Here is a 17,994-nt window from a genome sequence, read left to right as displayed (position 1 = left end):
GCGCGCGAGCCTTTCCTCGAGCTCCGCGCGGTCGGCCACGAACCACACCTGGGTGCCGCGGTTCGCCTCCCGCGCGAAGTCGCGCAGGGCGTCGCCGGCCGCCGCATGGGAGGCGATGTCGCCGACGATCACCAGACGGAGCCGGTAATCGGCGAATTCCTGCACCACGTCCCCGGCGACTCCCGAGCGCAGGGCGAAGAAATCGTCGGCCACCCGTTCGACGGGGGCGGCCACCCTCTCCACGTCACAGCCCATGGCATCGCCGATCAGGTCGAGGGCGGTGTCGCCGCCGCTCGGCTTCCGGCCGTCCTGGTCGCACACGAGGACGGGAACGCCGTGCCAGGTCATGAGCTGGTCGGCTGCCACGACATGATCGTGTGTCGGCTTCTCACCGGGGCTCCGGCGGCCTCACCACCTCACCGCCCGGTCACGAACCGCCCGACTCCTGGTGGCCGGACGTCGAGCAGGCAACGATGAGGGCATGACACCGGCGCAGCGATCCACGGAGCGACTGCTCTCCTGGTCCGATCTCACGGCGTGTCCGGCCGGTTGCGGTACGGGGCGGGCGCTCCGCACCGCCCGTGACGAGGTCGTCCACTTCCACTCCGCGCGGGACGCGGACCTCCACCTCACCCGTCGCGCCATCCAGCGCTTCCACTACTACCTGGGCAGGTCGAGCGCGATACAACTGGTGCCGAGATCCTGCTGGGTGACGGCGCGTCTGGACTGCGCCACGGACGTGGACCTGCTGCTGAGTCTGGTGAGCGTCGCCCTCAAGGCGCACCGGAACAGGCCCCCGTCCGCGCCGCCGGCACCGGCGGGGTGCAACTTCCACCGCGTCACCGCGCTGTCGCGGGACGCGGTCGCCGACCGCTGAACCGCGCCCGGCGCGGTGGCCTCACGGCCGCAGGCCGCCGACGATGTCGGCGGTCGCCGTGAGACCGCTGTGGATCGTGGGCGCGATGCTCGTGCTGGCCAGGTAGAAACCGAGCAGCAGACAGACCAGCGCGTGGGAGACCTTCAGCCCGCCATTGCGCAGGAAGATCACCGCAAGGACTGAGAGCAGTAGCACCACAGAGATGGAAATGGCCATCATCAACCTCCTCCGCCACATCCGTTTCGCGGCGTTCGGCCGCAAGTGTGGCGTAGCGGAGGGTTCGTCCGGGCGGCTGACCTGTCCTCCGAACGTGTGGTGTCACGCCTTCCGGTGGGCGTCGAGGAAGGATTCGAGCCCTGCGAGGTCGTCGGTGTTGAGGTGGTCGACGTCCGCCGCCACCAGTTCGCCCCAGAGCGCGTCACGGGCGGGGCCCGGCAGGTCGGGGGTGGCCCAGAACCGCACCCGCTGCCCACGCGCGTGGGCGGTGCCCACGATGTCGCGGAGTTTTTGGCGCTCGGCGTCGGGGAAGGCGCCGACGCCCTGCCAGGTGAAGTTGAGCGTCCAGTTGTCGCTGATCAGCGGGACGAAGGAGGCCGGTGCGGTGCCGCCGAGGTCGGTGAGCCGGCCGTCGTAGAAGGCGCGGCGCACCCGTTGGGCCGCCATGGGGGCACGGGCCGCGCGGTCGCCTGAGACGACGGCGGTGACCGGTCCGGGCAGCACCCTGCCGTGGGCACAGGTGGTGAACAGATGCCGGTGGCGCCGCAGATGGCGGTCGAGTTCGAGGTAGGTGGCGGCGCCCTCGGTCTTGATGTCGATCAGCAGCTGGAGCGGTCTGCGGTGCCCGCGGTACACCGAGCCGTGGTGGGCGCGGACCCGGGCGGCGAGCGGGTCGAGGTAGAGGGACTCGAGGGTGCGGGACGGGTCGAGGTCCTCGGGGTCGTGGGCGACGAGGAGTTGGCCGCCGACCAGGTAGATGTCGGCCTCGACGCTGCCGAAGCGGTGGTCGAGGGCGTCGAGGAGGGGACGGGGGTGCTCGTAGTCGTTGTGGGCGTGGGCCTGCCACAACGGGCGCGGGCGGTACTTCCGTTCGCCGGCCAGCGCCTGGGTCGCGGGGAGGGCGACCGAGCCGGCGAGGGCGGCACCGAGAGTGGTGAGGGCTCTGCGACGGGTGGTGAGGGCCATGCTCTGCCTCCCTGGAGGGGCCGTACGGGACCATGGAGAGTATGAGGTCCGTGGGTGGCCAAGGAGCAGGGTGATGCGGGGAGTTGGCCGATCCGCCGTCGGTCGTTCACCTCACCGGAGCCGGGCGCACGGAGAAGCCCGCCCCCGAAGGGACGGGCTTCTCGCGTTGTTCAGCCGGTCAGGGCGCCGTCAGATCGACCAGTTGCGCCAGCGCCTCGCGGTGGGCACCCGCCGTGCCGTAGGCGATCGAGTCGGCCTTGGCGCGCTTGAGGTGGAGGTGCACCGGGTGTTCCCAGGTCATGCCGATGCCGCCGTGCAGCTGCAGCGCCTCCTCGGCGGCCCGGACCGCGACGGGCGCGGCGTAGGCCTGGGCGACGGTGACCGCCACGTCGGCGTCCTCGCCGGTCGCGAGCGCGTCGGCGGCGTTGCGGGCGGCGGCGCGGAGGCCGGCGACCTCCAGCCACAGCTGGGCGAGCCGGTGCTTGAGCGCCTGGAAGCCGCCGACGGGGCGGTTGAACTGTGTGCGGTCCTTCAGGTGGCGGACGGTCTCCGTCAACGACCAGTCGGCGAGGCCGAGTTGTTCCGAGGCGAGCAGTCCGGCACCGGCCCGCAGGGCGCGGCGTACGGCGGTCTCCGCGTCGCCCAGCCTGCGCCCGGGCGCGCCGTCCAGGGCCACACGGGCCACCGGACGGGTCAGGTCCAGGGAAACCTGCGGGACGACGGTGACCGCGTCGGCCCGCACCGCGTACAGTCCGCCGTCGTCGGCCGGCACGAGCAGCACGTCGGCGACGGCGGCGTCCGCGATGCCGGACAGCTCCCCGTGCAGCGCGCCGCCCGCCGTCCGTACGGTGGCGAACGTGGCGCCGGGAGCCGTGTGCAGGCCGACGGCGAGGGCGCCGATCCCGCGCCCGGACGCCAGCTCGGCGAGCAGGTCGGCGCCGTCCCGGCAGGCCAGCAGCGCCTCGGTGGCCACCACGGCGCTCGTCAGATACGGCACGGGAGCGACCGCGCGTCCCAGCTCCTCCAGTACGACCGCGGCTTCGCGGTGGGTGGCGCCCTGGCCGCCCCGGTCCTCGGGGACCAGCAGACCGGCGAGGCCCATGCCGTCGGCGAGCGCCTTCCACAGGGACAGGTCGTGCGGGACGTCCGACTCGGTACGGGCGATCACGCCCGCCGCGTCGCAGTGGTCGGTGAGCAGGTCCCGGACGGCGGCGCGCAGCGCCTCTTCCTCCTCCGAGTACAGAAGATCGCTCATCGGGCCAGGTCCTTCCATGCGACGTCCTTGTCGGTGCGCGGCTCGGCGGGCAGGCCCAGGACGCGCTCGGCGACGATGTTCAGCAGGACCTCGCTGGTCCCGCCCTCGATGCTGTTGCCCTTGGAGCGGAGGTACCGGTAGCCGGCGTCACGGCCGGTGAAGTCGACCAGTTCGGGGCGGCGCATGGTCCAGTCGTCGTACAACAGGCCCTCCTCGCCCCTCAGTTCCACCTCCAGGCCGCTGATCTCCTGGTTGAGGCGGGCGAAGGCGAGCTTCATGCCGGCGCCCTCGGGGCCGGGCTGTCCTGCGACGAGCTGCTGGCGCAGGCGTTCGCCGGTGAGCCGGGCGACCTCCGCTTCGACCCAGAGCTTCAGCAGCCGCTGGTGCAGGTCGTGGGTGCGCAGTTCGGGCCGGTCGCGCCAGGTCTTCGAGACCGGGCCGATCATGCCGCCCTCGCGGGGCAGCCGCATGCCGCCGATGGCGACGCGTTCGTTGTTCAGGGTGGTCTGCGCGACCCGCCAGCCGTCGCCGGTCCCTCCGAGGCGGTGGGCGTCGGGGATGCGGACGTCGGTGAGGAAGACCTCGTTGAACTCGGCCTCACCGGTGATCTGGCGCAGCGGCCGCACCTCGACACCGGGGTCGGTCATGTCGCACAAGAAGTAGGTGATGCCCCGGTGCTTGGGCACGTCCGGGTCGGTGCGGGCGATGAGGATGGCCCAGCGGGCGAGGTGGGCGCTGGACGTCCACACCTTCTGCCCGTTGACCACCCACTCCTCGCCCTCCCGGACGGCACGGGTGCCGAGCGCCGCCAGGTCGGAGCCGGCGCCCGGCTCGCTGAAGAGCTGGCACCAGACCTCCTCGCCGGTCCACAGGGGTTTCAGGAAGCGCTGCTTCTGCTCCTGTGTGCCGTACTGCAGGATCGTCGGCGCGGCCATGCCGAGACCGATCCCGATGCGGCGGGGATCGTTGTCGGGCGCCCCGGCAGCCTCCAGTTCGGCGTCCACGACGACCTGGAGCGAGCGCGGGAGACCGAGCCCGCCGAGTCCCTCGGGGAAGTGCACCCAGGCGAGTCCGGCATCGAAGCGGGCACGCAGGAAGTCCAGGCGCTCCGCCTCGGCCGGCGGATGCGCGGCCAGCAGTTCCCGGGTGCGGCGGCGCAGTTCGGCGGCGTCGGTCATGCGGCGGCTCCGTTCTCCAGTGAGGGCAGCACGGCGACGCGACCGGTGGTGACACCGTCCGCGACCCGCTGCACGGCGTCGGCGGCCCCGGCGAGCGGCACGCGTTCGCTCACCAGCGGCTTGATCGCGCCCCGCGCGACGAGTGCGGTGAGCTGTTCGTGGCAGTGCTGCACCAGCTTGGGGTTCTTGGTGTTGTACAGGCCCCAGTGCAGGCCGAGGACGGCGTAGTTCTTGACGAGGGCGTGGTTCAGGGCGGGGCTCGGGACGGTCCCGCTCGCGAAGCCGACGACCACGATCCGGCCCTCGAAGGCGACGACCTTGGCGGACTGGGCATAGGCCTGGCCGCCCACGGGGTCGTAGATCACGTCGGCGCCCCGGCCGCCGGTGGCCTCCTTCACGGCGGCGACGACGTCCTGCTCGCGCCGGTCGATCACCACGTCGCAGCCCAGCTCACGGGCGACGGACGCCTTCGCGGCACCGCCGACCACACCGATGACGGTGGCGCCCGCCGCCTTGCCGAGCTGCACGGCCGCACTGCCGACCCCTCCCGCGGCGGCGTGGACGAGCAGGGTCTCGCCGGCCTCCAGACCGGCCCTGCGGTGCAGGCCGAACCAGCCCGTCTGGTAACCGATGTGCAGGGCGGCGGCCTCGGCGTCGTCCAGCGCGTCCGGCGCGGGCAGCAGCGCGGCGGCGTCCGTGACCGCGTACTCGGCGAAGCCGCCGAAGGGCAGCGCGGGGTTGGCGATCACGCGGCGCCCGTCCTCGGTCTCGCCGCAGATCTCCACGCCCGGGGTGAACGGCAGCGGCGGCCTGACCTGGTACTGGCCCCGGCACATCAGCGCGTCCGGGAAGTTGATGTTGGCGGCACGCACCTTCAGCAGGACCTGCCCGTCACCGGGCGTCGGCCGCGCCACCTCCGCGAGGCGCATCACCTCGCCCGGCTCGCCGAGCTCGTGTACTTGCCATGCCTGCATGCGGGGCCTCCACGGGACTGTGAACGTCGTGCTCGCCTGACCGGGTCCACCACATACTAAGCGGTCGCTTGCCCACTGGGAAGAGACACCGGGAAGAGACCCCTGGAACCCTTGGGACCCCTGGAAGGGACACCGGAGAGGGAACGCCCCCGTCCGTCACCCCCGCTTGGGCCGCGCACGCACATGCATCCGCTCCCCCTGCGGCCCGAACAGGCTGAGGAACTCCACGGGCCCCTCCCCCGTCGACCCGAACCAGTGCGGCACCCGCGTGTCGAACTCGGCCGCCTCCCCCGCCGCCAGCACCACGTCGTGCTCGCCGAGCACCAGCCGCAGCTTCCCGGACAGTACGTACAGCCACTCGTAGCCCTCATGGGTGCGCGGTTCCGGCTCCAGCCGCCGCTTCGGTTCCAGCACCTTGTACGCCTGGAGGCCGCCGGGCTGGCGGGTGAGCGGCCAGTGGGTGCGGCCGTAGTGCTGGATCGGCTCGGAGGCCCGGATGCGCGGATCGCCGACCGGCGGCGCGCCGACCAGTTCGTCCAGCGGCACCTGGTGGGCCTGCGCGATCGGCAGCAGCAGCTCCAGACTGGGTTTGCGCAGTCCGGACTCCAGCCGGGAGAGGGTGCTCACGGAGATGCCGGTCGCCTCGGACAGTGCCGCGAGAGTCACCTCCCGCTCCTTCCTGATCCGCCGCAGCCGGGGGCCCACTTCCGCGAGAACGTCGTCCGTAGTCATACCGGTATTGCAGATTCGGCAAAGTCATTTGTCAATGCGGCAGTGCCCGGGCGACTGTCGTGGTGGAGGTGGTCACGATGAACGAGACATTCGGAAGCGAGACGTACGACGTGGTCGTCGTCGGCGGCGGGGCGGCGGGGCTGTCCGCCGCGCTGGTGCTCGGCCGGGCCCGGCACCGCACGCTGGTCGTCGACGCGGGCGAGCCGCGCAACGCGCCCTCGTCGCACATGCAGGGCTATCTGTCCCGGGACGGGATGGCACCGGCCGAGTTCCTGGCGCTGGGCCGGGAGGAGATCGCGCGCTACGGCGTGGAGCTCGTCCGGGACCGGGTCACGGACGTCACCAGGGACGGGGACTTCACCGTCGTACTCGGCGCGGGACCGGCCGTACGCGCCCGGCGGCTGGTCGTCGCCACCGGGCTGAAGGACGAGATGCCGGCGGTCCCCGGGGTCGCCGAGCGGTTCGGGCGGGACGTGCTGCACTGCCCGTTCTGCCACGGCTGGGAGGTGCGCGACGAGCCGTTCGGTGTGCTCGCGTCGAGCGCGGCGAGCGTGCACCAGGCGCTGATGGTGTCCCAGTGGTCGAAGGACGTCACCTTCTTCCTGCACGAGGTCGCCGAGGAGGAACTGTCCGACCTGGACCTGCGCCGGCTGGCCGCCGCCGGGGTCGAGGTGGTGCCCGGTGAGGTCGCGGAGCTGGTGGTCGAGGACGACCGGCTCACCGGGGTGCGGCTGGCCGGCGGCACCACCCACGCCCGCTCCGTGCTCTTCGCCGGCCCGCGCCCGGTGCCGCAGACGTCTCTGCTGGAGGCACTGGGCGCCGAGATGAACGAGACCCCGTTCGGCACGTACCCGGTGATCGACTCGACCGGCCTGACCACGGTGCCCGGGGTCTGGGCCGCGGGCAACACGATCGGCTTCGCCGAGCAGGTGGTGCACGCGGCGAGCGGCGGCTACCGCGCGGCGGCCGCGATCGTCGGGGACCTGCTGATGACCGACCTGGACGCCGCGGTGAACGGGTAGGCGCCGGACGGCGGGGGTGTGGAGCGCCCGCCTCCGTAGCACCATGGCCCCATGCTGCTGTCCCGGCTGGCCCGTGTGTCCCAGGAGGTCGCCGCCACCTCGGCGCGGTCCCGGAAGATCGCTCTGCTCGCCGAGCTGTTCCGGGAGGCGGAGGCGGACGACGTGCCGGTCGTCATCCCGTATCTGGCCGGCCGGCTGCCGCAGGGCCGCATCGGGGTCGGCTGGAAGGTGCTGAGCCGGCCGGTCGTCCCGGCCGCCGAGCCGTCCCTGACGGTGCGCGAGGTCGACGCGCTGCTCACCGGGCTGGGCAAGGTGTCCGGTGCGGGATCGCAGGCCGAGCGGGCCCGGCTGGTCGGCGAGCTGCTGGGCGCGTCCACCGAGGACGAGCAGCGGTTTCTGTCCGGGCTGCTCACCGGGGAGGTCCGGCAGGGTGCCCTGGACGCGGTCGCGGTGGAGGGGCTGGCGCGGGCGACCGGGGCACCCCCGGCGGACGTACGGCGGGCCGTGATGCTGGCCGGCTCGCTCCAGTCGGTGGCCGAGGCGCTGCTGGCGGACGGCCCCGGGGCGCTGGAGCGGTTCCGGCTCACCGTCGGCCGACCGGTGCTGCCGATGCTGGCGCACAGCGCCGCCTCGGTCGCCGAGGCGGTGGAGAAGCTGGGGACCTGCGCGGTCGAGGAGAAGCTCGACGGCATCCGCGTCCAGGTCCACCGCGACGGGGACACCGTGCGCGTGCACACCCGCACCCTCGACGACATCACGAGCCGGCTGCCGGAAGTGACGGCAGCGGCCCTTCGGTTGCGGAGCGAGCGCTTCATCCTGGACGGGGAGGTCGTCTCCTTCGACGGGGCCGGCCGTCCCCGTTCCTTCCAGGAGACCGCCGGACGGGTCGGCTCACGGGTGGACGTGGCCACGGCCGCCCGTGAGGTCCCCGTCTCCCCCGTCTTCTTCGACGCGCTCTCCGTCGACGGCCGTGACCTGCTGGACCTGCCGTTCACCGAGCGCCACGCGGAACTGACCCGGCTGGTCCCGGAGCCCATGCGGGTGCGCCGCACCCTGGTGGCGGGCCCCGAGAACCTGGGCGCGGCGGAGGTGTTCCTCGCCGAGACGCTGGAGCGCGGCCACGAGGGCGTCGTGGTCAAGGGCCTGGACTCCCCCTACAACGCCGGCCGGCGCGGCGCGTCCTGGCTGAAGGTCAAGCCCGTCCACACGCTCGACCTGGTGGTGCTGGCCGCCGAGTGGGGACACGGCCGCCGCACCGGGAAGCTCTCCAATCTGCACCTGGGCGCCCGCACCGCCGACGGCGGCTTCGCCATGCTCGGCAAGACCTTCAAGGGCCTGACCGACACGATGCTGGCCTGGCAGACCGAACGGCTGCGGGAGCTGGCGGTCGACGACAGTGGATACGTCGTGACGGTGCGCCCCGAACTCGTCGTGGAGATCGCCTACGACGGCCTCCAGCGCTCCACCCGCTATCCGGCCGGCGTCACCCTCCGCTTCGCCCGCGTGATCCGCTACCGCGAGGACAAGCGCCCCGAGGAGGCGGACACGGTCGAGACCCTGCTCGCCACGCACCCCGAGGTACGACCGTGAAGGGCGCCCGGAGCGCCGGACTGCTGTTGTTCCGACACACCGGTCAGGGCATCGAGGTGTTGCTCGGTCATATGGGCGGCCCGTTCTTCGCCCGGCGGGACAGCGGGGCGTGGACCGTGCCGAAGGGCGAGTACGACCACGATGAGCCGGCCTGGGAGGCGGCGCGCCGCGAGTTCCGGGAGGAGCTGGGTCTGCCGCCACCGGACGGGGAGGCGCTGCCGCTCGGGGAGGTCCGGCAGTCCGGCGGGAAGACCGTCACGGCCTGGGCGGTGGAGGCGGACCTCGATCCGGCGGCGGTCGTCCCCGGCACCTTCGGGATGGAGTGGCCGCCGAAATCGGGGCGGATCCAGGAGTTCCCGGAGATCGACCGGGTGGCGTGGTTCCCCCTGGACCGGGCCCGCGACGTGATCGTCTCCGCCCAGGCCGCGTTTCTCGACCGCCTGGCGGAGCACTCGCCCTGAGAAGACCTCCCGCGTTGCGCCGCCCACCACCGCGCGGGAGGGTCGGAAAGCACAGCCCGCCCCAGGGAGGTCAGCGATGCACATCGCCACGGTGAACCCGGCGAACGGCGAGACGGTCAAGACGTACCACCCCATGGACGAGGAGGAGATCGGGCACCGGATCCAGCTCGCGGAGGCCACGTTCCGTACGTACCGGACGACGACCTTCGAGGAGCGCGCCCGCCTGATGCACCGGGCCGCCGAGATCCTCGACGAGGACCGGGGGACCATCGGCCGGGTGATCACCACGGAGATGGGCAAACCGGTCAAGCAGGCCCGCGCGGAGGCCGCGAAGTGCGCCAAGGCGATGCACTGGTACGCCGACCACGCGGCGGAACTCCTCGCCGACGAGGAACCCGACGCCGCCGATGTGAAGGACTCCGGCGCCTCCCGGGTTCTGGTGCGCTACCGTCCGCTCGGCCCGGTCCTCGCCGTGATGCCGTGGAACTTCCCGCTGTGGCAGGTGGTGCGGTTCGCCGCGCCCGCGCTGATGGCGGGCAATGTGGGACTGCTCAAGCATGCCTCGAACGTGCCGCAGACCGCCCTGTATCTCGAGGACCTCTTCCACCGCGCGGGCTTCACCGAGGGCTGCTTCCAGACCCTGCTCATCGGCTCCGCCGCGGTCGACGACATCCTGCGGGACGAGCGGGTGAAGGCCGCCACCCTCACCGGAAGCGAGCCCGCGGGCCGCGCGGTCGCCTCCACCACCGGGGAGATGATCAAGAAGACGGTGCTGGAGCTGGGCGGCAGCGACCCGTACGTGGTCATGCCGTCCGCCGACCTGGACCGGGCCGCCGAGGTGGCGGTCACCGCGCGGACGCAGAACACGGGGCAGTCCTGCATCGCCGCCAAGCGGTTCATCGTGCACACGGACGTCTACGACGCCTTCGCCGAGCGCTTCGTCGCGGGCATGAAGGCGCTGAAGGTCGGTGACCCGATGGACGAGGAGACCGACGTCGGCCCGCTCTCCAGCGAACGGGGCCGCGACGACCTGGAGGAACTGGTCGACGACGCCGTACGGGCCGGCGCCACCGTGCTGTGCGGCGGCGAGCGCCCCGACGGACCCGGCTGGTACTACCCGCCGACCGTGCTGGCCGGCATCGGCCGGGAGATGCGCATCCACCGCGAGGAGGCCTTCGGCCCGGTCGCCACGCTCTACCGCGCGGCGGACGTGGACGAGGCGGTCCTGATCGCCAACGACACCGACTTCGGGCTGAGTTCCAACGTCTGGACCCGCGACGAGGCAGAGGTCGACCGGTTCGTACGGGACCTGGAGGCGGGAAGCGTGTACGTGAACGGGATGACGGCGTCCCACCCGGCGTTCCCCTTCGGCGGGATCAAGCGGTCGGGGTACGGGCGTGAGCTGTCCGGGCACGGAATCCGCGAGTTCTGCAACATCACGACGGTTTGGCAGGGTGCGTGATGTCCGCGCGACTACGATCCCGACTGTGAACCGCGAAGTGACTCTGCCTCTGATCGTCGACGACCGCGGGACCCTGCAGGTGGCCGCTGCCGATGTCAGCAAGCTGCTGCGTACGGTGGGTGGACGGTGGGTCCGGCTTGTCGAGGCGGGGGAGGACGGGCTCGACGAGGACACGGTGGCCGCGCTGACGATCGAGCTTGCGAAGCTGGCCGATCGGATCGACGTGGCGTGTATCGCCCACAGCAGTGGGGGTGCGCCGTAGGGGTTTCCCATGGGTGCCGGGCGCGGGACCTCTGTGGCTGATCGCGCAGTTCCCCGCGCCCCCCGGGGGCTACACCAGCGCCTTCCAGAACATCGCCTCGTACGCCTGGAGCAGGCGGGCGTACTGGTGTGCGCGGCTCTTGTCGAGGCGCCCCTCGTCCAAGGCCGCCCGGACCGCGTCGACACCCGCGTTGTCCAGGTCGGGGGCCGGTTGCGCGAAGAAGTCGAAGAAGGCGCAGGCTTCGTCCCCGAAGGCGTAGTGGGTGCGCAGGGCCTCGGCGATCGTGGCGCAGTAGCCGCCCCAGGCCGAGAAGTTCACCGTCAGGGCCAGCACCACGTCGGACGGGTCCGCGTTGAGGGCCAGCCACGCGACGTACGCGGGGTAGGACTGGCAGCCCGGCAGGGGGGTGTACGCGTCCGCCCGGGTCTCGTCCGCGCCGCACGCGGCCGTGAAGGTTTCCAGGTACTCCGCCGCCAGGGCCTCGCCCTCGGCCAGGGCGGTGAAGTACGCGGCCGACTCCGGGTCGGCCCGCTCCGCCAGATGCAGGAAGGCGCGACGGTCCGCCGGGATCACCCAGCGCTGTTCCAGGGCGAGCGTGGCCAGGGTGGACCGGTCGGCCTCACCACGGGCGATGAGGGGAACCAGGGGGTTGGACCCCGGGTCGGGGGCGAGTTCCCTGGTGGTCGTCTCCAGCAGCTCCCGGGCCGTGCGTGTCATCGCGTCCTCCCTCGCGTCGGTCACGCACGAGCCTTCCCCGGGATCGGAGCAGGGGTAACCCGGCGGTGCCGCCCGCACCACCGGGTCGCCCGGGTGGCCGGCCTCAGCGGATGGGCATGCCCGACAGGGTGCGGGCGATCACCAGGCGCTGGATCTCGCTCGTGCCCTCGAAGATGGTGTAGATCGCGGCGTCACGGTGCATGCGCTCCACCGGGTACTCGCGGGTGTAGCCGTTGCCGCCGAGGATCTGTATCGCCTGGGCGGTGACCTTCTTGGCCGTCTCACTGGCGAACAGCTTGGACATCGAGCCCTCGGCCGCCGTGAACGGCTTGCCGTTGATCGCCATCCAGGAGGCGCGCCACACCAGAAGCCGGGCGGCGTCGATCTGGGTGCGCATGTCGGCGAGCTGGAAGGCGACACCCTGGTTGTCGATGATCGGGCGGCCGAACTGCTCACGCGTGGTCGCGTAGTCGAGTGCGACCTCGTACGCCGCGCGGGCGGTGCCCACCGCCATGGCGCCGACGGCCGGGCGGGACGCCTCGAAGGTGGCCATCGCGGCGTTCTTCACGCGCTCACCGCCCTGCTTCGCCTTCTCACGGGCGCGGGCGAGGCGCTCGTCCAGCTTCTCCTTGCCGCCGAGCAGGCAGGAGCCGGGGACGCGCACGTCGTCCAGGATGACCTCGGCGGTGTGCGAGGCGCGGATGCCGTGCTTCTTGAACTTCTGGCCCTGGGAGCAGCCGGGGGTGCCCGGCGGGATGATGAAGGAGGCGTGGCCCTTGGAGCCGAGGTCCGGGTCGACGACCGCGACCACGACGTGGACGTTGGCGATGCCGCCGTTGGTCGCCCAGGTCTTGGTGCCGTTGATCACCCACTCGTCCTTGGCCTCGTCGTACACCGCGCGGGTGCGCATCGAGGCCACGTCGGAGCCGGCGTCGGGCTCGGAGGAGCAGAACGCGGCGACCTTGACGTCGTTGGCGTCGCCGTACATCTGGGGGATCCAGGTGCCGATCTGCTCCTCGGTGCCGTTGGCGAGGACGCCGACGGCGGCCAGGCCGGTCCCGACGATCGACAGGGCGATGCCGGCGTCACCCCAGAAGAGCTCCTCCATGGCCATCGGGATGCCGAGGCCGGTTGCGTCGAAGTACTGCTGGGCGTAGAAGTCCAGGGAGTAGATGCCGACCTTGGCGGCCTCCTGGATGACCGGCCAGGGAGTCTCCTCACGCTCGTCCCATTCGGCGGCCGCGGGGCGGATCACATCGGCGGCGAAGCCGTGCAGCCAGTCCCGGACCTCCTTCTGTTCGTCATTGAGCTCCATGGTGAACTCGGCCATGACCCCTCCAGCGGCACACGTGCATGTTACTTGCGGTAACCCCGAGTCTGTTACCGGTGGGTAGGGAAAGTCAACTCCCCAGGACCGGTCGGCATCCCGTTCGATGACCGCATCGCCTTCAGTGTTAGTTTGCGCAGGCGTCACCGAATCAGCACGGGTGGGGAGAGCTCATGAACACCACACAGCGGACCGATCAGCAGCGGTCCGCCGACCGACGCCGGCGCGAGCTGCTGGAGGCCGCCGACCGGGTGGTGCTGCGCGACGGCCCGGGGGCCTCGATGAACGCGATCGCCGCCGAGGCCGGCATCACCAAGCCGATCCTCTACCGGCACTTCGGTGACAAGGGAGGACTCTACGCCGCCCTGGCCAAGCGGCACACCGACGCGCTGCTGGACTCGCTGCGGGCCGCGCTGGACGCCCCGGCGGACCGGCGCGAACGGGTCGAGGCCACCCTGGACACCTATCTCTCGGCGATCGAGGCACGCCCCCAGGTGTACCGGTTCCTGATGCACCCGGCGGAGGAGACACAGAGCGACCAGGGCTTCGACGTCGGCAAGCACTCGGCGCCGCTGCTGCGCCGGATGGGCGAGGAGCTGGCCCAGGTCATCGGGGAACGACTGGACCTCGGGCCGGGCGGCCAGCAGCTGGCCCGGGTGTGGGGGCACGGCATCGTCGGCATGATGCACGCGGCAGGCGACTGGTGGCTCGGCGAACGGCCCTGCTCACGGGCGGAGCTGGTGCGGAGTCTGGCCGATCTGCTGTGGGGGCGGCTGGCGGCCGCGGGCGACAAGGTCGGCGGGCCGGGGTTCTGACCGCTGCCGGTCGCGTGCGGGCCGTACGCGACCGGTCGCGCCCACGCGGCGGAGCCGCATGCCGCGTACGGCCCCGCGTCCCCGGGGGTTCAGTCCCCCCGGTGCCAAGAAGCCCGGGCCACCTGTCGCATCAGTTTCCGGTGACGCCACCCGGTCAGGTGGTCGGCGTAGATCCGGCCCTCCAGGTGGTCGCACTCGTGCTGCAGACACCGGGCGAAGAACCCGGTGCCGTGGACGGTGACCGGCTCGCCGGTCACCGTGAAGCCCTCGACGACCGCGTGGTCGTACCGCTCCGTCGCCGCCTCCAGGCCGGGCAGGGACAGACAGCCCTCGGGGCCGCGCACCACCACCCCGTCCGTCTCGGCCGGCCTCGGGTTCACCACATGGCCCAGGTGGCGGACGTCCTCGTCGTCCGGGCAGTCGTAGACGAACACCCTGAGCGGCTCGCCGATCTGGTTGGCGGCCAGACCCACACCCTGTGCCGCGTACATCGTGGCGAACAAGTCGTCCACCAAGCGGGCGAGTTCCGGGCCGAACTCGGTGACCTCCCGGCAGGGCGCGTGCAGCACCGGGTCGCCGAGCAGGGTGAGGGGCCGCACACGTCCGTGGACGCCGGGGATGGAGCCGTGTCGCATGGCGGCAAGAGTACGGTCCTTCCAGCAGCGCCCGTCTCACGATGGTGCCGCGGTTCTGGAGTGCGAATGGATCTCGATAGGCTGAGGTCTCACCACGTGGCCGTCAGGCACAGACGCGGCGCGTACGCAAGGAGGATCGAGAACTGATGGCAGGCAACTCGGACCCGCTCTCGCCGCGGGCCAAGCTCGCCGTGACCGCGGGCAAGGCGGTCGCGGCGGCGTCCCGCGCCGCCGGGCGCGGCAGCGGTTCGGTGATCGGCGGCCGGGTGGCGCTCAAACTCGACCCCGATCTCCTCGCCCGGCTCGCGCAGAACCTGGACTGCGTCCTGGTCTCGGCGACCAACGGCAAGACCACCACCACCCGGCTCATCGCCGAGGCGCTGCAGGCCGCGGGGCCCGTCGTCTCCAACGCGCTCGGCGCCAACATGCCGGCCGGCATCACGTCGGCGCTGGCCGGTGGCTCGGAGGCCAAGTTCGGCGTCATCGAGGTCGACGAGAAGTACCTCGCGGGCGTCGCCCGGGACACCGACCCCAAGTGCATCGCGCTGCTCAACCTCTCCCGTGACCAGCTGGACCGCGCCGCCGAGACGCGGATGCTCGCGGAGAACTGGCGCGAGGGCCTGGCCGGTTCCAAGGCCGTGATCGTCGCCAACGCCGACGACCCGCTGGTGGTGTGGGCCGCCTCCTCCTCCCCCAACGTGATCTGGGTCGCCGCCGGCCAGATGTGGAAGGACGACGCCTGGTCCTGCCCGTCCTGCGGCGGTGTGATGCAGCGCCCGGGCGACGACTGGTTCTGCGGCGAGTGCGGCTTCCGCCGGCCGACGCCGAGCTGGGCGCTCTCCGGCGACCACGTGCTCGACCCGCACGGCTCCGCCTGGCCGATCCACCTCCAGCTGCCGGGCCGCGCCAACAAGGCCAACGCCGCGAGCTCCGCGGCCGTCGCCGCCGTCTTCGGGGTGCCGCCGCAGGTCGCCCTGGAGCGCATGTACCAGGTCCAGGCCGTGGCCGGCCGCTACGACGTCGTGCAGTTCGAGGGCCGTGACCTGCGCCTGCTGCTCGCCAAGAATCCCGCGGGCTGGCTCGAGACGTTCTCGCTGATCGACCCGCCGCCCACGCCGGTGATCCTCTCGGTGAACGCGCGTGGCGCCGACGGCACCGACACCTCCTGGCTGTGGGACGTCGACTACACCCGGCTGACCGGCCACCCGATCTGCGTCGTCGGCGACCGGAAGCTGGACCTCGCGGTGCGCCTGGAGGTCGCGGACCAGCAGTTCCAGGTCTGCGAGAACCTCGACCAGGCGGTGCAGCTGTGCCCGCCCGGCCGGATCGAGGTCATCGCCAACTACACCGCGTTCCAGGACCTGCGCCGCCGCGTCGGCAACTGACCAACGACACCCCCAGGGGACTTGAAGTGAGCGACAACCAGCTGCGGGTCGTGTGGATCTACCCGGACCTGCTCAGCACATACGGCGACCAGGGCAACGTCCTCGTCGTGGAGCGCCGGGCGCGGCAGCGCGGCCTGGACGTGGCGCGGCTCGACGTACGCAGCGACCAGCCGATCCCGACCTCCGGCGACATCTACCTGATCGGCGGCGGCGAGGACCGTCCGCAGCGGCTGGCCGCCGAGCGGCTGCGCCGGGACGGCGGTCTGCACCGGGCGGTGGGGAACGGCGCGATCGTCTTCTCGGTCTGCGCCGGTTACCAGATCCTCGGCCACGAGTTCATCAACGACCTCGGCCAGCGCGAGCCCGGTCTCGGCCTGCTCGACGTGGTCTCGGTGCGCGGTGAGGGCGCCCGGTGCGTGGGCGACGTGCTGGGGGACGTCAACCCGCAGCTGGGTCTGCCCCCGCTGACCGGGTTCGAGAACCACCAGGGCATCACCCACCTGGGTCCCTCGGCCCGTCCGCTCGCCCAGGTGCGCTTCGGCAACGGCAACGGCACCGGGGACGGCACGGAGGGCGCGTTCAACGAAACCGTCTTCGGCACGTACATGCACGGTCCGGTGCTGGCCCGCAACCCGCAGATCGCGGACCTGCTGCTGAAGCTGGCGCTCGACGTCAACGCGCTGCCGCCGACCGACGACCGGTGGTACGAGGCACTGCGGGGCGAGCGGATCGCGGCGGCGCAGCAGCCCGCCTGAGAAGGTCCGCGGACCCGCACCCGCGGGGCACGGGCACCTGGGCGTCGGACGGGCGTGACCGGCCCGTCTGACGGCTGGTCCGCACAGGTGAGCGGGGTCGTCCAGCAGGCGGACGCCAGGTGCGGTCCCGCCCCCCGGAGCGACTAGGGTGGCGGAGATCGAGCCGGACAACGCGGTCCGGTCCCGGCCCACATCGAGAAGGTTGTTTCGGGCTATGCGCATTGGTGTCCTCACCTCCGGCGGCGACTGCCCCGGCCTGAACGCCGTCATCCGGTCCGTCGTGCACCGTGCCGTCGTCGACCACGGCGACGAGGTCATCGGCTTCCGAGACGGCTGGAAGGGCCTCCTGGAGTGCGACTACCTCAAGCTCGACCTCGACGCCGTGAGCGGCATCCTCGCCCGCGGCGGCACGATCCTCGGCTCCTCCCGGGTACGCCCCGAGCATCTGCGGGACGGCGTGGAGCGGGCCAGGGGGCACGTCCGGGAACTCGGCCTCGACGCGATCATCCCGATCGGCGGTGAGGGCACGCTGAAGGCGGCCCGGCTGCTGTCGGACAACGGCCTGCCGATAGTGGGTGTGCCGAAGACCATCGACAACGACATCGCCGTCACCGACGTCACCTTCGGCTTCGACACGGCCGTCGGCGTGGCGACCGAGGCCCTGGACCGGCTGAAGACCACCGCCGAGTCGCACCAGCGGGTGCTGATCGTCGAGGTCATGGGCCGGCACACGGGCTGGATCGCGCTGCACTCCGGCATGGCGGCCGGCGCGCACGCCGTCGTCGTACCCGAACGGCCCTTCGACATCGACGAGCTGACCGCGAAGGTCGGCGAGCGGTTCTCGGCCGGCAAGCGGTTCGCGATCGTGGTCGCCGCGGAGGGGGCCAAGCCGAAGGCCGGGACCATGGACTTCGACGAGGGCGGCAAGGACGTCTACGGCCACGAGCGGTTCGCCGGCATCGCCCGGCAGCTCTCCCTGGAACTGGAGTCGCGGCTCGGCAAGGAGGCGCGGCCGGTGATCCTCGGGCACGTGCAGCGGGGCGGGACGCCCACGGCGTACGACCGGGTGCTGGCCACGCGGTTCGGGTGGCACGCGGTGGAGGCGGTGCACCGGGGGGAGTTCGGACGGATGACCGCGCTGCGGGGTACGGACATCGTGATGGTGTCTCTCGCGGAGGCGGTGGAGACGTTGAAGACGGTGCCGGATTCGCGGTACGCGGAGGCGGAGTGCGTGCTGTGACCCTCCGGGCCTAGGGTCTGTTGCGAAAGTGCTGGTCACAGCCATTCGTTGATGGCCGCGACCAGCACGGTCGCTTCGTAGCGGACGGCGAGTTTGTCGTACCTGGTGGCAACAGCCCGGTGGCG

19 protein-coding genes and 1 pseudogene are annotated in these 17,994 nt (G+C 72.0%); 10 read left to right on the top strand and 10 right to left on the bottom strand.

Annotated features, from left to right (window positions below):
• Positions 1-18 precede the first annotated feature (18 nt).
• Positions 19-348: pseudogene (locus tag ACH4VX_RS10820) on the bottom strand (DUF4180 domain-containing protein); the annotation flags it as partial.
• Between the two features lie 133 nt (positions 349-481).
• On the opposite strand from ACH4VX_RS10820, the gene ACH4VX_RS10815 reads away from it, so the two are divergent.
• Positions 482-877 (top strand): luciferase family protein, encoded by a 396-nt coding sequence (locus ACH4VX_RS10815; protein ID WP_398367017.1) that lies wholly within the window; start codon positions 482-484, stop codon positions 875-877.
• 21 nt (positions 878-898) lie between these two features.
• Here ACH4VX_RS10815 and ACH4VX_RS10810 read toward each other — a convergent pair whose 3' ends face one another.
• The 6 genes from ACH4VX_RS10810 to ACH4VX_RS10785 all read right to left on the bottom strand — a co-directional run bounded on the left by ACH4VX_RS10810 (position 899) and on the right by ACH4VX_RS10785 (position 6,198).
• The gene (locus ACH4VX_RS10810) at positions 899-1,093 is read right to left on the bottom strand and encodes a hypothetical protein (RefSeq protein ID WP_398367016.1); all 195 of its coding nucleotides are present in this window, start codon (positions 1,091-1,093) and stop codon (positions 899-901) included.
• Positions 1,094-1,195: 102 nt separating this feature from the next.
• Complete coding sequence (locus ACH4VX_RS10805) at positions 1,196-2,059, bottom strand: phosphatidylinositol-specific phospholipase C/glycerophosphodiester phosphodiesterase family protein (RefSeq protein ID WP_398367015.1); 864 nt, start codon at positions 2,057-2,059, stop codon at positions 1,196-1,198.
• Between the two features lie 178 nt (positions 2,060-2,237).
• The gene (locus ACH4VX_RS10800; RefSeq protein WP_398367014.1) at positions 2,238-3,314 is read right to left on the bottom strand and encodes an acyl-CoA dehydrogenase family protein; all 1,077 of its coding nucleotides are present in this window, start codon (positions 3,312-3,314) and stop codon (positions 2,238-2,240) included.
• On the bottom strand, positions 3,311-4,492 hold the full coding sequence (locus ACH4VX_RS10795; protein WP_398367013.1) for an acyl-CoA dehydrogenase family protein: 1,182 nt from the start codon (positions 4,490-4,492) through the stop codon (positions 3,311-3,313). Before ACH4VX_RS10795 ends, ACH4VX_RS10800 begins: the two co-directional genes overlap by 4 nt.
• Positions 4,489-5,466: an NADPH:quinone oxidoreductase family protein gene (locus ACH4VX_RS10790; RefSeq protein ID WP_398367012.1), complete on the bottom strand. Its 978-nt coding sequence runs from the start codon at positions 5,464-5,466 to the stop codon at positions 4,489-4,491. The genes ACH4VX_RS10795 and ACH4VX_RS10790 overlap by 4 nt, the downstream gene beginning before the upstream one ends.
• A 156-nt stretch (positions 5,467-5,622) precedes the next feature.
• Positions 5,623-6,198 carry a helix-turn-helix domain-containing protein gene (locus tag ACH4VX_RS10785; protein ID WP_398367011.1) on the bottom strand — a complete coding sequence of 192 codons (576 nt, stop codon included), beginning with the start codon at positions 6,196-6,198 and terminating at the stop codon, positions 5,623-5,625.
• Positions 6,199-6,275: 77 nt separating this feature from the next.
• Here ACH4VX_RS10785 and ACH4VX_RS10780 point away from each other — a divergent pair, with 77 nt between their 5' ends.
• The 5 genes from ACH4VX_RS10780 (at position 6,276) to ACH4VX_RS10760 (ending at position 10,995) form a co-directional block, all read left to right on the top strand.
• Entirely contained in the window at positions 6,276-7,220 is a 945-nt protein-coding gene (locus ACH4VX_RS10780) for an NAD(P)/FAD-dependent oxidoreductase (RefSeq protein WP_398367010.1), read from the top strand.
• Positions 7,221-7,271: 51 nt separating this feature from the next.
• Positions 7,272-8,810 (top strand): ATP-dependent DNA ligase, encoded by a 1,539-nt coding sequence (locus ACH4VX_RS10775; RefSeq protein ID WP_398367009.1) that lies wholly within the window; start codon positions 7,272-7,274, stop codon positions 8,808-8,810.
• Positions 8,807-9,271, top strand: coding sequence for an NUDIX domain-containing protein (locus ACH4VX_RS10770; protein ID WP_398367008.1), 465 nt, complete (start codon positions 8,807-8,809; stop codon positions 9,269-9,271). The genes ACH4VX_RS10775 and ACH4VX_RS10770 overlap by 4 nt, the downstream gene beginning before the upstream one ends.
• 76 nt (positions 9,272-9,347) lie before the next feature.
• Positions 9,348-10,733 (top strand): NADP-dependent succinic semialdehyde dehydrogenase, encoded by a 1,386-nt coding sequence (locus ACH4VX_RS10765; RefSeq protein ID WP_398367007.1) that lies wholly within the window; start codon positions 9,348-9,350, stop codon positions 10,731-10,733.
• A gap of 25 nt (positions 10,734-10,758) precedes the next feature.
• Positions 10,759-10,995, top strand: coding sequence for a DUF6213 family protein (locus ACH4VX_RS10760; RefSeq protein WP_004991175.1), 237 nt, complete (start codon positions 10,759-10,761; stop codon positions 10,993-10,995).
• Positions 10,996-11,064: 69 nt separating this feature from the next.
• On the opposite strand, the gene ACH4VX_RS10755 is transcribed toward ACH4VX_RS10760, so the two are convergent.
• The gene (locus tag ACH4VX_RS10755) at positions 11,065-11,712 is read right to left on the bottom strand and encodes a transcriptional regulator (RefSeq protein ID WP_398367006.1); all 648 of its coding nucleotides are present in this window, start codon (positions 11,710-11,712) and stop codon (positions 11,065-11,067) included.
• Between the two features lie 103 nt (positions 11,713-11,815).
• Entirely contained in the window at positions 11,816-13,042 is a 1,227-nt protein-coding gene (locus tag ACH4VX_RS10750; protein ID WP_085571887.1) for an acyl-CoA dehydrogenase family protein, read from the bottom strand.
• A 170-nt stretch (positions 13,043-13,212) separates the two neighbouring features.
• Between ACH4VX_RS10750 and ACH4VX_RS10745 the strand changes: the two genes are divergently transcribed.
• Positions 13,213-13,854: a TetR family transcriptional regulator gene (locus tag ACH4VX_RS10745; RefSeq protein ID WP_398367005.1), complete on the top strand. Its 642-nt coding sequence runs from the start codon at positions 13,213-13,215 to the stop codon at positions 13,852-13,854.
• A gap of 89 nt (positions 13,855-13,943) precedes the next feature.
• On the opposite strand, the gene def is transcribed toward ACH4VX_RS10745, so the two are convergent.
• A complete protein-coding gene (gene def, locus ACH4VX_RS10740) occupies positions 13,944-14,489 on the bottom strand; it encodes a peptide deformylase (protein WP_398367004.1) in 546 nt (181 codons plus the stop codon).
• Positions 14,490-14,635: 146 nt separating this feature from the next.
• Here def and ACH4VX_RS10735 point away from each other — a divergent pair, with 146 nt between their 5' ends.
• The 3 genes from ACH4VX_RS10735 (at position 14,636) to ACH4VX_RS10725 (ending at position 17,869) form a co-directional block, all read left to right on the top strand.
• Positions 14,636-15,874 (top strand): MurT ligase domain-containing protein, encoded by a 1,239-nt coding sequence (locus tag ACH4VX_RS10735; RefSeq protein WP_398367003.1) that lies wholly within the window; start codon positions 14,636-14,638, stop codon positions 15,872-15,874.
• A gap of 26 nt (positions 15,875-15,900) precedes the next feature.
• Positions 15,901-16,629: a type 1 glutamine amidotransferase gene (locus ACH4VX_RS10730; protein ID WP_398367002.1), complete on the top strand. Its 729-nt coding sequence runs from the start codon at positions 15,901-15,903 to the stop codon at positions 16,627-16,629.
• Positions 16,630-16,843: 214 nt separating this feature from the next.
• A complete protein-coding gene (locus tag ACH4VX_RS10725; protein WP_398367001.1) occupies positions 16,844-17,869 on the top strand; it encodes a 6-phosphofructokinase in 1,026 nt (341 codons plus the stop codon).
• Positions 17,870-17,994 lie beyond the last annotated feature (125 nt).

Source organism: Streptomyces sp. NPDC020731 (assembly GCF_044334705.1).
Lineage (GTDB): Bacteria > Actinomycetota > Actinomycetes > Streptomycetales > Streptomycetaceae > Streptomyces.
Note: the sequence above shows the minus strand (reverse complement) of the source record. Positions and strands in the feature narration are given on the sequence as shown.